At 40.0% G+C, this 14725-nt stretch carries 13 protein-coding genes; 6 read left to right on the top strand and 7 right to left on the bottom strand.

The window, feature by feature from the left end; translation table 11 throughout:
- Window positions 1-121: 121 nt before the first annotated feature.
- Window positions 122-1627: a 3'-5' exonuclease gene (locus R7Q41_RS19840; RefSeq protein ID WP_025633969.1), complete on the top strand. Its 1506-nt coding sequence runs from the start codon at window positions 122-124 to the stop codon at window positions 1625-1627.
- A 36-nt stretch (window positions 1628-1663) separates the two neighbouring features.
- Complete coding sequence (locus R7Q41_RS19835) at window positions 1664-2461, top strand: hypothetical protein (protein WP_025633971.1); 798 nt, start codon at window positions 1664-1666, stop codon at window positions 2459-2461.
- A gap of 214 nt (window positions 2462-2675) precedes the next feature.
- Here R7Q41_RS19835 and R7Q41_RS19830 read toward each other — a convergent pair whose 3' ends face one another.
- Window positions 2676-2930, bottom strand: coding sequence for a hypothetical protein (locus tag R7Q41_RS19830; protein ID WP_203347291.1), 255 nt, complete (start codon window positions 2928-2930; stop codon window positions 2676-2678).
- Between the two features lie 474 nt (window positions 2931-3404).
- On the opposite strand from R7Q41_RS19830, the gene R7Q41_RS19825 reads away from it, so the two are divergent.
- Window positions 3405-4655, top strand: coding sequence for a hypothetical protein (locus tag R7Q41_RS19825; protein WP_025633975.1), 1251 nt, complete (start codon window positions 3405-3407; stop codon window positions 4653-4655).
- A 107-nt stretch (window positions 4656-4762) separates the two neighbouring features.
- On the opposite strand, the gene R7Q41_RS19820 is transcribed toward R7Q41_RS19825, so the two are convergent.
- Both R7Q41_RS19820 and R7Q41_RS19815 read right to left on the bottom strand, forming a co-directional pair.
- The gene (locus tag R7Q41_RS19820) at window positions 4763-6052 is read right to left on the bottom strand and encodes a hypothetical protein (RefSeq protein ID WP_025633977.1); all 1290 of its coding nucleotides are present in this window, start codon (window positions 6050-6052) and stop codon (window positions 4763-4765) included.
- Window positions 6042-6746 (bottom strand): S24 family peptidase, encoded by a 705-nt coding sequence (locus tag R7Q41_RS19815; RefSeq protein ID WP_054574980.1) that lies wholly within the window; start codon window positions 6744-6746, stop codon window positions 6042-6044. The genes R7Q41_RS19820 and R7Q41_RS19815 overlap by 11 nt, the downstream gene beginning before the upstream one ends.
- Window positions 6747-7415: 669 nt before the next feature.
- Between R7Q41_RS19815 and R7Q41_RS19810 the strand changes: the two genes are divergently transcribed.
- The 3 genes from R7Q41_RS19810 to R7Q41_RS19800 all read left to right on the top strand — a co-directional run bounded on the left by R7Q41_RS19810 (window position 7416) and on the right by R7Q41_RS19800 (window position 9889).
- Window positions 7416-8348, top strand: coding sequence for a hypothetical protein (locus R7Q41_RS19810; RefSeq protein ID WP_025633980.1), 933 nt, complete (start codon window positions 7416-7418; stop codon window positions 8346-8348).
- The gene (locus tag R7Q41_RS19805) at window positions 8338-8769 is read left to right on the top strand and encodes a hypothetical protein (protein WP_025633982.1); all 432 of its coding nucleotides are present in this window, start codon (window positions 8338-8340) and stop codon (window positions 8767-8769) included. The genes R7Q41_RS19810 and R7Q41_RS19805 overlap by 11 nt, the downstream gene beginning before the upstream one ends.
- Window positions 8770-9004: 235 nt before the next feature.
- Window positions 9005-9889 (top strand): hypothetical protein, encoded by an 885-nt coding sequence (locus R7Q41_RS19800; protein ID WP_025633983.1) that lies wholly within the window; start codon window positions 9005-9007, stop codon window positions 9887-9889.
- Window positions 9890-10524: 635 nt separating this feature from the next.
- On the opposite strand, the gene R7Q41_RS19795 is transcribed toward R7Q41_RS19800, so the two are convergent.
- The 4 genes from R7Q41_RS19795 to R7Q41_RS19780 all read right to left on the bottom strand — a co-directional run bounded on the left by R7Q41_RS19795 (window position 10525) and on the right by R7Q41_RS19780 (window position 14671).
- On the bottom strand, window positions 10525-10836 hold the full coding sequence (locus tag R7Q41_RS19795; protein WP_025633984.1) for a hypothetical protein: 312 nt from the start codon (window positions 10834-10836) through the stop codon (window positions 10525-10527).
- Window positions 10837-10910: 74 nt separating this feature from the next.
- Window positions 10911-11432 carry a hypothetical protein gene (locus R7Q41_RS19790; RefSeq protein WP_025633985.1) on the bottom strand — a complete coding sequence of 174 codons (522 nt, stop codon included), beginning with the start codon at window positions 11430-11432 and terminating at the stop codon, window positions 10911-10913.
- A gap of 15 nt (window positions 11433-11447) precedes the next feature.
- Window positions 11448-14063 carry a DNA topoisomerase gene (locus R7Q41_RS19785; RefSeq protein ID WP_025633988.1) on the bottom strand — a complete coding sequence of 872 codons (2616 nt, stop codon included), beginning with the start codon at window positions 14061-14063 and terminating at the stop codon, window positions 11448-11450.
- Between the two features lie 2 nt (window positions 14064-14065).
- Entirely contained in the window at window positions 14066-14671 is a 606-nt protein-coding gene (locus R7Q41_RS19780) for a transglycosylase SLT domain-containing protein (RefSeq protein WP_025633990.1), read from the bottom strand.
- Between the last annotated feature and the right edge of the window lie 54 nt (window positions 14672-14725).

The raw sequence follows: 14725 nt of genomic DNA, 5'->3' as shown, positions 1-14725 counted from the left end.
AAACTGAAATCTAACTAATTGATAAACCCTGGATATTTTCCGGGGTTTATTATATATGATAGTTGACTGCTTTTTGTTTTGCTGTCACAATATACCATATTAAAACGGCTTTGGGGGCAGAATGAAACCAACGTTAGAACAACAAAACGTCATATACAAACCTGTTAGGCTTGCTGTGATCAAAGCGCTTGCAGGAACTGGTAAAACTACATTATTTAGATTGTTCGCGAATGCATATCCAGAGCTAAGAATGCTCTATATTACTTATAATCGTCCGATCGCAGATGCCGCTAATTTACCTCCCAATTGTCTATCACTCACTGGCCATCAGTTAGCATATCAATTCGTAGGAAAATACTACCGCCACAAGTTTGCAGAAAACCTCAGCATGGGGCTGATTAGAAAGCACCTCAGGTGCGACTGGTCCATCGCAAACGGGACTATGGTTACTTTAGAAAACTATTTTTGTAGTGAAGACCAAGAAATAGAAAAAAAACACGCTCCATACAACCCCAAAAATAAAAAATCATTGGATATTCAAGAGCAGCTAGTTTCTAGTGCCAAGCAAATCTGGAATGAAATGCAGTTATTGGAAAGTCCGGTTCCCATGACGCACGATGGTTACCTAAAAGGTTTCTCTATTGCCCAAGTAGATTTGAGCGAGCATTTTGATGTGCTACTTGTAGATGAGGGGCAAGACCTTAACCCTGCAGTGAGAGCTTTTATGAAAGCTCAAACTAATATGAGAGTCTATGTATGTGGCGATGAGTCGCAACAAATTTATCGTTATCGCGGTGCCGAAGATGCACTGAAAGTTCAAGAAAATAGTGGAGCCGAAGTTTTCTCATTAACCCAGTCATTTCGCTTCAATGAACAGGTTGCTACATATGCCAATGCCTTTCTGAACCAACTTGGTGTTCATGAACGGCTTAAGGGGACCGATAATGGCATTATCGAGTCTGTTTTAACTTCAGAAAACGATTTAGATGAAAATCTCCAGATAGCCTATATCAACCGTACGATCGTATTAACGATTGAAGTCGCGATAGAAGCTGACGAACGTGGCAAGAGCATTTACTGGACTGGAGGTTTTAATAACTATCCATTTAACGAGCTCTTTGATTTACTCTACTTGAAGCTAGAGCAGTACGATAAAATACGCTCACGTGACTTTAAGCGTGATTTTACTACATTCGAAGATTTCGTAGAAGTTGCAAAAAAAACGAAAAACATCGATATGGCTAGAATCCTCAGACTTGTCTCTAAATATGATACTGGTTTGTTTGATATTTATGAGAACTTGAAGCGTTCTAAAGTGGATAATATTGAGGCTGCTGAAGTTGTCGTAGGAACTTGCCACAGAACGAAAGGCCTAGAGTTTGACCAGGTGGTGCTAGGGGATGATTTTTGTGACCAATTGAAATTAATCGAGCGTACAGAAGACGAAATTCGAGATGAGTTGAATCTAATGTATGTCGCCATCACAAGAGCCAAGTTACGATTCGTAGAATCCCATCCGTTTCATTCTGTACAACGTTGCTCACAAAACATTTTTGAACTGGCAAGAGAGTTTCAAAAGAACAAAAGAAGTAGCTCAGGCCGTTTTAAAAAGAGACGCCAATCATAATTCTATCGAGATGAGTAAATTAGGAGAAGTAAGTAAATGGCACTATTTGACAGAGAAACGAGAGAGTTGATAGAAAAGTTGATCAATCAGGTTGATGTTGATCTTCGAACCGATTTTAGTATAGGTATCATTTCTAGTGAAAATGAATATACATCTGTCCTAACTGCAGAAATTCGTAATAGGATTAATGCTAGGCTACCGTTAAAATCAGCTGCATTTTCACAGAAGTTGAAATCAAATGAAGAGCAAGCATGGGGCGTTGATGCTTGTGTTTTATTGATTGATTATGACAAGGGAGTCGGGAAACTATGTTTGTTTGAAGCAAAAAGTGATCGGCCAAATTGGGACTATCTGAAACCTAATTATCAACCACCTATCTCTCACTTTTCATCTCAGATAGCCCGTCAGGTAGCACCTAACAAACAAGGATTTGTTGTATGGGAGCAGTTTTATTCCAGCAAACCAAATGGTACACCTATAGGTGACCGAAATCCTAAGGGGTCTACCTGTATTCTCCATCATCTTGCATTCTACCATAATGGTACACCTCCTAATCCGAAAGTTTGGACTGATAATGATATTGATACCCTTGCTCGTGAGTGGCAAAAGGTATCCACAATGGGGGGCCTAGTAAATACGGTTTGCAAATGCAAATTGGGCAAAAGTTTCGATGTTAGTAAACTAGAAGAATTACTCAGTGAACGTATACCTGTGAGGCATATTTTGTTTTTAGAAGGGGGCCGGGCTGTCACAGAAAAAGATAGCTATCATTCTATTGCAAAACAATATCAGGAAAGGTTCCCAGACTATAAAGAGAGCACTGGTAGGCAGTAAGTGCTGATTTATTACTTGGTTTTTTTATCTTAGGTGATTGCTATAACAAGAGCATAATGATTGAAATTCCCTCAATTAGTTAAGTAGACTCGCAAAGTGTAATTCGAACTTTTCCAAATTAGTCAGTTGGTCTTCTCACTTAATGACCAACTGACTAAAAAATAATATGGACTGGATGGCATAGCTTTTGGGGTGCGTTCAGCGTTAGACCTGATTACCTAAGCTTACTGAGCCCGGCACCTAAATGAGAGCCTACTTGTCTTAACTTTTCCTCTTGTTCATGTACCGTGATTTCCAACAACTCACGTTCATTTTCAAGCATGTTGATTCTGTCTTGGCAGTCTTCTACAGCATCGTCATACCCATAGCCGTACATCCTTGCCCCAGTCACTCTGATTAAACCGACTAGCTTTTCTTGTTCGTCGATGTACTTCTCATACTCAGTACTTTGATTATTTACTAAACCCATATTCCCTCCGCTTCATTTCTCTTAGCCTTGTTCGCCCTTGCTCATCGCCAAAAGCCATATCAAACAACTCTCTGGGCGCGAGCTCTTGTACAGTAACTTGTGGTTCTTGACCTGTCTCAAGTTTAGACGTTCGCTTTCCCTTAAAGGGGAGCACATTTGATTTCATTAGTTCTCCTTAAATTGCAATGATTTACCTTGAATGAATGAAACCAATTTATCTTATGGAAAAGCCGTGGACAGTAGCACAAACGCATTAATTCTTGACCTTGACAATTCGTTGAGATTATGGGTGTGAAATGTGTCTGTGATATACATAGATTCCATTAAACAGAACATATTGAATATAAAGAATTAATTTCCAGTTTGGTGTTAGAAAAGTCATAACCTAACGGATCAGTAACTCGATAGGAGTCATTGAAAAAAAAGGTAAATTAGATTAGGTTTGAACTTGTTTTTTTGTTGGAAGTGTAGGTTGTGTCTAGAGAGCTAATTGCCGGATTTAAAAGAAGTTCAGAAAGCAGTTGTTGTGACTTTATTTGCCAAGAGGCTTACAGAGAAGCAATATGCGAGCTTTATCCTGAAGATGTAGCAATTTATAAACAAGCATACGGTCTTCTTCTGGATGCATCTAAAACATGTTTAGAAAGGGTTGAGCTTGAAACTGCATTCTCAGTAAGTGACATAGAACCAGACAAGATCATCGATGGTCCTTTTCATGCATTTGTGTTTAGCGACTATTATTTTGATCTAAACCATTCCGATCGATTTTGGGTTAAAGATATCACTCTGTGTTTACAGCATGAAGTAGAAAGGGCATTAGAGGCTGAGAATTGGGAGGGTGAGAATTTAGAGCAAGAGCTGCAAACAATATCACCTGATTTGGTTAGCATTGCTCAGATGATTGATGAGCAATTTGTCACCGCATTGTCTCCTATTCGAGAATATAAAAACACCTTTTATCACAGGTATTCGCCAACACTTTTCTTTAGTATTTATGATTATAGAGAAGCCTTGCACTACTTCCACCTCCCTTTTGAGAAAAAGAGTGAAGGGCTTTGTTTTTACAGTGCGCCATATACGCTTCATCAGTTCTATCGTGAGTCTTTTGGTTTGGATAACTCTACCAGAAAAAAACTGGTTCCAAAGGAAGCTTTATCTCGGACGTTAGCAAATGAGGAAAGACAATTTACAGTTGAAGAAGAGCACCTCTCTGCTTGGATGGCTCTTGAGTTTTGCGGTTCATCAGACAAAGTGGAACTTATTGATTGGGTCAATATGAGTGTTGATGTTTCTAGGCCTCTTTCCGACAATGAGATAAAGTGGGTAACGGCATGGTTTAAACAATCCCTATATGCCTCTCAAGCAAATAATATCCGAGCTGAAATACAATGCGCTACTTCAATAGAAGAGATTATTAATCTAAACAAGCTGCTAGAATCTATCGGGGGCAGGAAAATAGATGAAACAATAAGTTTGTATCAGTCCAACAACCTTAATTCTCCTCCACGCAGTAAGATTAAAAACTACCTTTGTGGAATGATTTTACACCAAGACCGTTCAATCAACCCTAAAAAACTAACCTACACGGAGTTGGAACAAAACCTCGCTGCTGAACTTTCTGACCTAGGGTATGGCATTGGCTTTTCCGATGAGAGCATTCGTCGCGGATTTAAACTGTATAAAGAAATGATTGAAAAGCAGAAAAAGCGTTACCTTAATGCTTAAACTCGTAATAGGGCAGAAGCAATATAGAACAACCTGTCAGATTTTATCACCCTCAGGAGACCAAACTGACAGATTGCATTCTCACTAATTCACACAACCCAATACATTCAGATACACTTAACCTCAAGTAGCTCATTAAAATCGCTGAAATAATTCTCCAGCTCTAGCAACTTTACATTCCCTGGTCGCTCTGAGTACCGCTTTGTACGTGCTCCAAATTCTATTGTTCCTTTCCCAAAGCGCGTATTAATGCAGTCGATTGCTTTGCTTAATTTATGGTTATTAACATCATGTTCAAATAGATCTGCTTGCTTGTGCTCTGCGTCGATTAAACTAGTAAGGCCAACTCCAACTTTATAAATGCGCGTTTTTGTCGGTTGAGTAGGAATAAGGTCACCCTGAATAGCTCTCAACGTCTTTAGACCTACAGAGGTATCGCATACACCGTAACTTAAGTGTATGCTCCGGCTAGCCTTAAACTGCTCCTGAGGATCGTCATGTATGGATGTGGACACAAATGCTGTTATAGCCAGGGCTTCTGATTTTTGCGCTCGTAACTTAAAAAATGCTTCTGCAAGGTGAAGAGATAATTCCGACATTATGGACTCCCTTGATTGTAAGCGGTCCCGGTATGAGCTGGTGGACCAAATTTGTTGCTTCTTAGGTCGTGTGTCGTTCCAATTGTAGACAGGTGTGCCATTTAACTCATGGACCGTGTTGGCGACGGAAATCGAAAAGGCTTTTTGCATTTTTTTAGGATCTTGGCGAGCTAAATCTAACGCGCTATAAATGCCCATATGAGAAAAGTGTTTAGATAGCTTCCTGCCTACGTTCCAAACCTCTGAAACAGGTACCTTTTCTAATGTCTGAATCAAATTGTCTTTACTAATGACAAATACACCGTTACTACCCTGAAGTTTTTTGGCTGCAAACGAAGCCAGTTTTGAAAGAGTTAAACTAGGACCAATCCCGACTCCTGTAGGAACCCCCGTTGTTTTCCAAATGTGTTCACGCCAACGCCAAGCTTCGCTTTCCAGGTCAATGCCATTCTTCAGTAGCTCCGTAGTCTCCACCCAAGATTCATCGACGCTGTAATGAAAAATGGGTAGCCCCTCGGAAACATCTATAAGTGATTGCTTAAAGTTCCTAGATATCTGCCCTAAGGTATTAAAATTACACTTAAATATTGCGCCATGATGCATGGCAACTTTAGAGTCGATTTCCCAAATAGGAGAGAACTTGGGTATCCCAAATTCCTTTATATTTGCTCCGGCAATACTAATACCTTGGCCTGCTGACACGAGTACTGGTTTCCCTTTTAAACCAGGATGAAATTGAGCACTACTGTGCGCATAAAATCCCGTTCCGTCTATTAGTGCGAATGATTTAACGGCCACGAAGTTCTCTCCGGTAAATTCGGATAGCCATAGAGACACAGCCGTAAATGCGAATTTCGTCACTTGATGATAGATAAACAGATCTGAACTTTGGGTTGTCGCTGTATGCTTTTTTCAGTCTTTTGTTCAACCTCTTACATACCAATTCACCATTTAAAGCCATGATAACGGGATGATCTTCTTTAAATGAGAGGCTGCGGTTAAGGAGTAGCAAATCTCCGTTATCAATGATTGGTAACATAGACTTACCGTTTGCACGCATCAATACACATGTATGTTGTTGCTCAGGAGGTATTAATAACTCATGAAGGTCGAACTCTTTCAATGAGTTATGTATAGGTATCGAATGGCCTTTTCTGTACCAATGAAAACGAGCAGATACAACGCCTTGAACTACAATATCTTCTTGCTTTTGTATCTCTTGAAATGACACAAGAGCGTTTTCGCCAAGGTATTCAACCAAAATACAGTCGTTTGCTTCAGGTTGTAGGCTTGAGTCAACAAGCAGGTAATCGCCATCTGAAATACCGAAGTAAGGTACATCTTGATGAGCAACAGTTAATTTGGTTGCGCTAGGATGATGAACTAGCTGTTTTGACAATGACAGGGATTTACGGACACTCCCGCTTGTTGGGTCTTCAAAGCCTGTTATGCCGCAATTTATTGACTGATCAAATATTTGTAAAACACCCATTTTAAAAACACGTCTGACTGCTGTATGTATATACAGTAATTATATATCCAGCTATGTACTGGTGCAATGTAAGGAAGAGCATGAGCTATTGGGATGGTTAGATGGCCTGGTGCACATCTGTGAACCATAGGTTTTTGAGTATACGATTCATGAGCAAGGAGAGACACTGTAATTGCACTATAGATTCGAGTAGTAAGGTATAAGCCCGGTGGTATGGTAAGGTTTTGTAGCACCATAATGCAGCGTTAAAAGAGAAAATGGAGGCTTCATTGAGCGTAAAAAAAGACAATCACTTTTTACCTGAGATGTATCTAAAAAATTGGTGCAACGAGCAGGGTAAGGTATTCCACTATAGGAAAGTTGTTCAACACGAGAATGTGCCATTATGGAAGGACTACTATCCATCAGCGATCGGTTACCATACACATTAAAGCAACTCAGTGGTCTGAGATGAATAGTATCGATATCATAAATTACATACCAATTTGGGAACTATTCTTTAAAAGCTTTCTACTTGAGTTCAAGTTGATGTGATTTAGGTTTCAATGTGAACATTTAACTAGCCATAATGGCTTTTCTGGCAGTTAAAGCGTAAATCGGCATTGTTGATAATGATAACGTATTGAAAATATTGATATAATCATATTTTTATAGTGTAAGTATGATCCTATGAGATATGAATCTGCCCCTGTTACCCCAGAAGAAAGACGAGAAACCACAAAAGAGCTCTTCGCTCGTCAGCAACGAGAGCGTAGAGCTGAATTAACTCCTTCAGCAAGCGATGAAAAAAGATGGGCAGAAAATCGTGAGAGGGTTCTTAGAGATAGAGAAAAAGCAGGGTTAGGACCTACTTCTCTAGGATTGAATGCTCCTCAGCTTCTCAGTGACTCAATAGGATTACAGTGTTCACTTGGGGATGAAATGGCTAAAAACCACCAGCATGTGTTAATTACAGATTTAGAGGATGCACATAAAATATTACATAACGTTTGGCTGGAGTCTGGTAAGGATGTCGCTGCTATCGCCTTGAGCATTAACACCGCTAAGTCTTGGTTCAATCACACAGAGCCTATGTTTAATGCGATATCAATTGCTAAACAGTTTGGCGATCTAGGCGTTAAAGCTGATTTGGTAGAAAGTCGAGGTAAATTATTTGTCGCATTTTCAGGGACAAACGAGAATGGCAAAGTGCTACGGCATGCGTTTGTCAATGGTACTCGGCTTAATATGAATGGTAAGAAGTACCCTCTAAATTCATTTAAGTCGGTGCAAGCAGGCTTTAGTCCTCAATCTAGAACTGCAAACTTCAAGGGTGCGGGTGCCTTAACCTTTGTGGTGTCCGCTAGTCTAGCCACCAGCGACTTAGTTTTTAAAGACGACTATCACTTAGTGGATTGGTTTGGCAATGTAGGTGCCGATATGTTCAAATTCATGTTGCAAACAGCAGCTGGTGAAGTTCTGTTATTTGCTACGGCAGCTCTGGGAGCTCCCGTAATGGTTGGTGCGCTATTTGTTACAGCAACATATGTCTTAATTGAGGTTGTTTGGGGTGAATACAAAGTTTCTAATCAAGTCGTAAGGATGCTTGAGAATGTCACATAAAACAAGATTACGTTTGGCTGGTATCTTTGTTCTTTTGTTTGGGATAATTTGTTGGGGCTATCCATCTTATGTAGTCTATAGAGACTATCTTGAACTATTGAATAAAGCTGACACTGTTCAGCTATCCGTTCTAACTCTGTGGGTGCCGATTGGATTATTAGGGGCGTTAGGTTGTATTTTTTTTATGGCCCCAAAAGCTATGTTGTGCGGAAAAAAAATTAATGAAGTTTACTCTCAAAGCGCAATGCAGCTAGCTAATAAAATCTGTGTTTATTTTGCCTTGGCTGGTGTAGCCTTTGCCGCTGGCTGGACGTATCACTCAATTGACCTCTTACAAAAGTATGGGTATGTATACAGTCGAGATTTAACCAATATCACTCCTACGGGAATACATTTGAAATACGTTAGAGCAACTCATTGACCAAGAACGTCTCTAATCCTCACTAAGAACTCTTCTAACAAGCGTAAGCTTACTACTTACGCTTGGTCTAATTCCTTCCGAGAGCTCCTCAACCTAATCGGCTATCTAGAGCATAGACACGAAACTATGAACCTCTTAGTTGACTGTGGTTGAGTATCGCGCTCATTATGCATAGAAACGAGTACAATTTGGTAACCTTAAGCTTTAAAAAATTGTTTACTAGGAGTGGTACAACATGGATAAAGAACTATCTGGGGTAGAGAAGCTTCGTGATGGGGCCAATTATCTTCGCAAAGTTATCGGTATCAGTACTGAATTTCTTAGCTCAATACAGAAAAGAATGGGGTCTCCCAAAACTCTCTTGGATACTTTTGTAAGAGTATACTTTTCTACCTTTGGTTGTATTTTGATCGGGGTGTATTTCGTGATGATGATATTAAAGCCATGGTTTGATGGTGGTGGAAATTGGTCATATGTCCAAGAAGTTTGGTCTCATTGGCAAACTCTGAATGCAGCAATGATTGCTTTTACAGCAAGCTTATTGGCGGTTTATGCAGCTAAATATCACGAAGAACAGAATCGAGAGAGCCAACTTTTAGCAGCAAGAGCATTGTTACCTCAAACTCTGTCTGACTTAACTAAATACACAACTGAGATGGCTAGCTTCTACACCGAATCAATTGAATTTTGGAAAGGTATGCCGAAAAGAACAGGTAAGAAGCCTGTACCACCGAAACTAGATTTGGCCAATACAACAGCCATATTCACAAAATGCATGGAAAACGCAGACATAGATGTTGTTCTGGTAATGGCAAAAATACTAAGTAAGACTCAGTACTTATCCGCTAGAGTAGAAAATGAATATGAGAATAAGCAGTCGAGCCGTAGGCCTAGTTGGAGAGAAGATGCGGAATATCAACTAGTTGAGCTGGGAGTATTACAAGCTAAGGTAAATAGAATGTTTGATTATGGTAGATATTTGCAAAGTAAACTTGACCTCTCCGAATTTAAAAGTGATGAAATAGCCCAAGGTCTTTTAAACTTAAAGATTTCTCGAGCCCAATACCCAAATGTGTATAAGAAGTTAGAGCACACGGACTTAACATTTTTGTCTAAATAATGTACACACCTTAAGAAGTGTGTACATACAAATGGATTAGTCTCTAAAAAACTCGACTAGATACATTAACCCTTTGATACATATGTGTGGATTGAGTTTGAATACCGAGACCATTGCTTTCCATACTCTCATAATCAGATAGATAAACCTTTGTGGGTACATATTAATCACCATTAACTATTGAACAAGAAAATTGCCAAATAGGCTACTGGTGATCTATAGTCTCGTGTGTCAGGTGTCGAGAATGATACCCAGCAGCCATAATGAGTAGTTGCAGCTACTCGATTTGGCTTCTCTCTTAAACCCTGCCTATGGTGGGGTTTAAGTGATTTTGAGCTCCAGTTTAATATCACGAAAGAAACTAAGCACAGCTACTATTTGCTTCCATGCACTGAACTACTTGAGCTCACGGGTATCAAGATAGTGCGATAAAAAAAGTTTATCAAGGTGCAGTTCGAGGATCATTTGTGGATAAATAGCAAAATTCAAAATATCAGTCAGTGAACACTAACTAACTGAATAAGACCCTGTCTATAAGTCCAAATTACGGTTTGTTAATTCGATTTAGAAATAACCGCACCTAAAAATATTTATCTTGACAATTAAGAAACCACCCAAAATATAGTTGTGCCGTATTAACTACCTTCAGATGGGGGGCTTACTCTCTTAAACATAAAAGGATAAGGTGTGAACGCATCCCCTTTTCCTACATTTGGTCCACTCACTTCCCAAACCCCTTCGAACTCACTCGGTTCCTCGACCTTTAGGTAGTTATTCGGGTTTTGTTCCACATCATCTTTTGAACGTTGTGAAGGTGTTGGGAGGAAGTGAGCAAGCTTGCGATTTTCAATCTTAGGCGGGTTCAGAATAAACAGGCTACCGCTCTCATCTAAGTAACCTTCCACGTTCCCAATGTTTGTTTTTAATATCGTAGTCACCTTGTGCATAGATCTTCCTAGTTAGTTGATTTGCCAATACTGATAATGTCCTCCAGCATTTAACACCATTAACTCTAAATCTTCTATCCTTGGATATCTTCTTTAAATTCCCATCTCGGTGAGAATCGGAACTCTACCGACCAGCAATCTGAGGAGATAATGAAAGCTTTCCATACAGCTAAAGGGTATTGGCCTGATGCTCGGAAATTATTCGTGAGGTTATTTCTGACGAAACGGATCAATCTATCAATCTGGTCTTCGCTTGCTGTGTCGAAGCTAAGCGTAATAGAGAGATTGTCATAGTTAGGTATGTCGGCAGAACCTCTAAAGTCTAAATTAAGCTCGTCTACAAGTAACTTTAGTTCGGTTAAGAAGCTTTCGAACTTTTCCTGGTTGGTCTCCGCAAAGACTGACTTGGCGAACGCAGAGATATTAGTGTGATTGTCCACTAATAAATCTTCCCCATTAGCATGGAGAAACCCTCTTATCATCGGGACTAAATCATCCGGTGCTAAAACTTTTTGGTCATTATAAAAGTCAGAAGTTAGGAACGCCTGTTTATACTTTTCGAGAATATTATACCTTTTGAGAATATCATTCATCATATCTACTTGAACCCCTTATTTTGATGCTGTAGCAATCATTGCTTTCATACGGCTAAGTATGTTTTTTGCTCTTTCGTCATTTTCTAATTCACTAGCAGGAACCCTAACGTTTAGCTTTTTAGCCAGCTCGTTAATAGCAGCAATAGTCTTTTTACTTGGTTTCTTAATACGTTTTGCCTCTTCTACATATTTAGATAGTAATTTGGCGTTACTAATCGCTTGAGAAGGAATTTTCAGGCCAGTCTTCGATTCCAACTGTTTTGCGTAATCAAGAAACTTTTTAGATGGAGTACTTGGGACATCATCTTCGTGAACTTTTATAAATTCTAGAGCTTTACCAAAGTCAGTCATTTTAAGCGCTGGCGGCTGGATCTTTTTGAAAGAGCATATTTGTGAAATCTTTCTTCGCATAGCGTCAGTTACCAACCAAGGGTGCTCTCGTAGCCATTGCCTCGCTTTAGCCTCACTTGCTAAGGCCTGTCTGGGCATTGGTAGTCCGAGCCCTTTACAACGCTTCTGAAGTTTATCTTTGGTTTGGTTTGAAAGTGGCATGTTAGGATTCACACCGTCTCTTGGTGTTTTATCAAACAGGTTTTTATTCAGGAAACCTATTAGCTTTTCAGTATTTTCAATTTGAGTGTTTATAAATTCCAGAGACGCTGCTTCTGCTTCTCGTTGAGGGAGTTTACTCATGTCAGAAAGTTTGAGTTCCCATTTGGCAGTAGTACCAGGGCTTTTATATGAATCAGGTAGTGCCTTATACAATTCAATCCCTTTTGGGGTGATATCAATCGAAGGGTTTTTACCCTTGCTAGTATACGCTACGAACTCACGCATTAAGATAGTTGCGATTTGAGTTGGCCTAGTAGCTGGTGTCCCAATGCCTTTTGATTCTTTGAGTGAATTCCTAAGAATAGGATTAGGCTCGAATTTTGCCGCATGGTACATCGCAAAAAGTAGTGAGGCCTCAGTGAAGAGAGGGGGCTTAGTTGTAGTAGACTCCTTTAGCTCAACATCTGGAATTGAAACATTGCTTTTGTCTAAATCGTTTAAGCTGATAGTTTGGACGGTCTCTTTACCTTTAAAGTAATGTTCCCACCCAGTTTCTATACAAGATCGCTTTGTGATCTTGAAACTAGATACCGGTTCTCCAAAAAGCCCATGGGTATCGAATTTTAAAACCCCTTCTTGAACTAAATATTTTGATGGAGGTAAATGTGCTTGCAAGTAATGCGACGTAATTTCTTCAAAGACCTGAAGATCTAGCCCCTGTAGCTCTCCTGGTTTAGGTATAACAACAGGAGCTAGAGCATCGTGTATTTTATCTCCTGGCGTATAGCAGCTTGGTTTGAAACTTGCGCAGGTATCGTCTTGTCCCGTTTGAATGGCAGCGATTTTAAGGGCGGCTTGGCCAAATTGGTCCCATTTTGCTAGTTGAGTACATTTGTCCGCAATATCCCTAGGGTTGTAATCTTTGTCAGAAATCTCTTGTTCTTCACCTCTTGGGTAAGTGATAAAACCAGAATCGTATAGGCGTTGTGCTGCATTGAGGACATCAGTGGCACTAGCGTTGCTAATCAGACTCTGTAGTTTGGTCAGTGATAAAGGCTTTGGTGGGGCAGAAGTCGCCATACTTTCATTTATATCTAAATCCAATATGCACGCTTGCTTAAGCCTTTCCGTAAAATCCATCATAATAGATTTGTCGATATAAAGAGGTTTAGGTCTATTGTTTATGGTTAACTCCTCGACTTCTTCCTCAGACATATCAGGCGATATTTTGGATGCTAGATTTTTTTCATCCCACTTTACGCCAGGGATAGGGGAGTCATAGTCGGAGTCTTTTATCTCTGGAAGGTATCGGCCTTCAAAACTTACAGCGCCGTTACACCTGATCAGCGGTACCGGACGAAAGTGAGTTACAGATTTAAAGTTTGCTCTTTCTTGATGACGATGGTAAGTAAAACCTACAACAGTCGACTGAACTCGACCAACAGATGTCGTTGAGCTTTTCTTATCCCCTGAGCCTAGGTACTTTCCAAGCATTCCCCTTCTTGAGTAATAAGTGTAGGTGGCAGTTAGAACCATGGCTGCGTAATCTGCCATACGACGACTAGACCCAGCTAAATATTCGCCGTAGTATTGAGATGCATCGACCATTTCATCGAAAGAGGTTTGTATTGCATCCTTGGATAACCCCTTTGTTAACCAAACTCGTTTTAATGGGCCATCGTATTTAAGGAAATCTAAAATGCTACGGTATATGACTTCACCTTCTCGGTCTGGGTCTGTAGCACCAATGACTAAAGTCGCTTTGTCGACATACTGTTTAAGTAATTGGATTCGCTCTCCTGGTTTTCTTGCCGGGTATCCGTCACGAGCTGGTATGTCCGGACAAACTTTATAAGGAACCTTGCGAGGGATGCGTTCGTGAGTACGTGGATCGTTCCAACTGAAGTTCTGTATTTGCTCTGTAGGGGGAGACAGTTCGAGGAAGTGACCTGCGGCATACCAAAGGATCAGTTCTTGCCCTTTGTAGAAGCCTGAATATAATCCACCTTGCTTTCTAAGATTCAAAGCTGATGCGATCTTTTCAGCTTGAGAAGACTTCTCTGCAATAGCGACCCACATGGCTATTCTCCTAGTTTATTGACTGCGTGTATTCGGTGAGAAATCCAACGACCATACTCAGATTCAATATCAGCAAAGTGCTTCATTGCTTTCAGGCGGTACGAGTAATGAAAATATTTATTGTCTGAAGTTGCATATCGATGGTAGTTAGCGAGGCCTTTAAAAATGTCATTCGTTGCGTTTAATCTTCTGGCCAGAATGACACCACCAATAAATAGATTTGCACATACATCATCTCTGACGTCTTCCCAGTTTATAGTCACACCAAGCTTACGAAACTCTTGATCCCAAACCTTAGGGTTAACTTGTATTATTCCTAAATCACCAGAACCGTTCTTGGCTTTCTGGTCAGCTCCTGGCCAACCATTCTCGCTTCTCATGATTGTACGTATGTATTTAGGATGTATATTGTTTAGCTTGCTAGAGATTAAAGTACACTCTTCAATCTCACCTTTGTAAGTAAGAAGTAAATCTCGTTTACTTTTCCACGGCATGGCTTTGTACAGCCCCGTGTCGCCATGCTCTATTACATATTCGTAATAAGACCTTTCCGGTTCTTTAAGTTGCTCAAGACCGTCAGCTGCTGTTACACCCAAAAATTCAAACATAGACGCAATCCTCCGTTAAATGAAATATATCATTTAGCAACAAAAAACAATAGA

This window comes from Vibrio sp. 2096 (genome assembly GCF_033339595.1).
GTDB classification, from domain to species: domain Bacteria; phylum Pseudomonadota; class Gammaproteobacteria; order Enterobacterales; family Vibrionaceae; genus Vibrio; species Vibrio alginolyticus.
The sequence above is the reverse complement of the archived record's forward strand: the minus strand, read 5'-3'. Positions and strand labels throughout refer to the sequence as shown.

Coding starts and splice junctions, on each gene's coding strand:
- R7Q41_RS19830 (WP_203347291.1), bottom strand. CDS start 2,930: ATGGGTTTAGTAAATAATCAAAGTACTGAGTATGAGAAGTACATCGAC.
- R7Q41_RS19795 (WP_025633984.1), bottom strand. CDS start 10,836: ATGCACAAGGTGACTACGATATTAAAAACAAACATTGGGAACGTGGAA.
- R7Q41_RS19815 (WP_054574980.1), bottom strand. CDS start 6,746: ATGGGTGTTTTACAAATATTTGATCAGTCAATAAATTGCGGCATAACA.
- R7Q41_RS19790 (WP_025633985.1), bottom strand. CDS start 11,432: ATGATGAATGATATTCTCAAAAGGTATAATATTCTCGAAAAGTATAAA.
- R7Q41_RS19840 (WP_025633969.1), top strand. CDS start 122: ATGAAACCAACGTTAGAACAACAAAACGTCATATACAAACCTGTTAGG.
- R7Q41_RS19785 (WP_025633988.1), bottom strand. CDS start 14,063: ATGTGGGTCGCTATTGCAGAGAAGTCTTCTCAAGCTGAAAAGATCGCA.
- R7Q41_RS19800 (WP_025633983.1), top strand. CDS start 9,005: ATGGATAAAGAACTATCTGGGGTAGAGAAGCTTCGTGATGGGGCCAAT.
- R7Q41_RS19810 (WP_025633980.1), top strand. CDS start 7,416: ATGAGATATGAATCTGCCCCTGTTACCCCAGAAGAAAGACGAGAAACC.
- R7Q41_RS19835 (WP_025633971.1), top strand. CDS start 1,664: ATGGCACTATTTGACAGAGAAACGAGAGAGTTGATAGAAAAGTTGATC.
- R7Q41_RS19780 (WP_025633990.1), bottom strand. CDS start 14,671: ATGTTTGAATTTTTGGGTGTAACAGCAGCTGACGGTCTTGAGCAACTT.
- R7Q41_RS19805 (WP_025633982.1), top strand. CDS start 8,338: ATGTCACATAAAACAAGATTACGTTTGGCTGGTATCTTTGTTCTTTTG.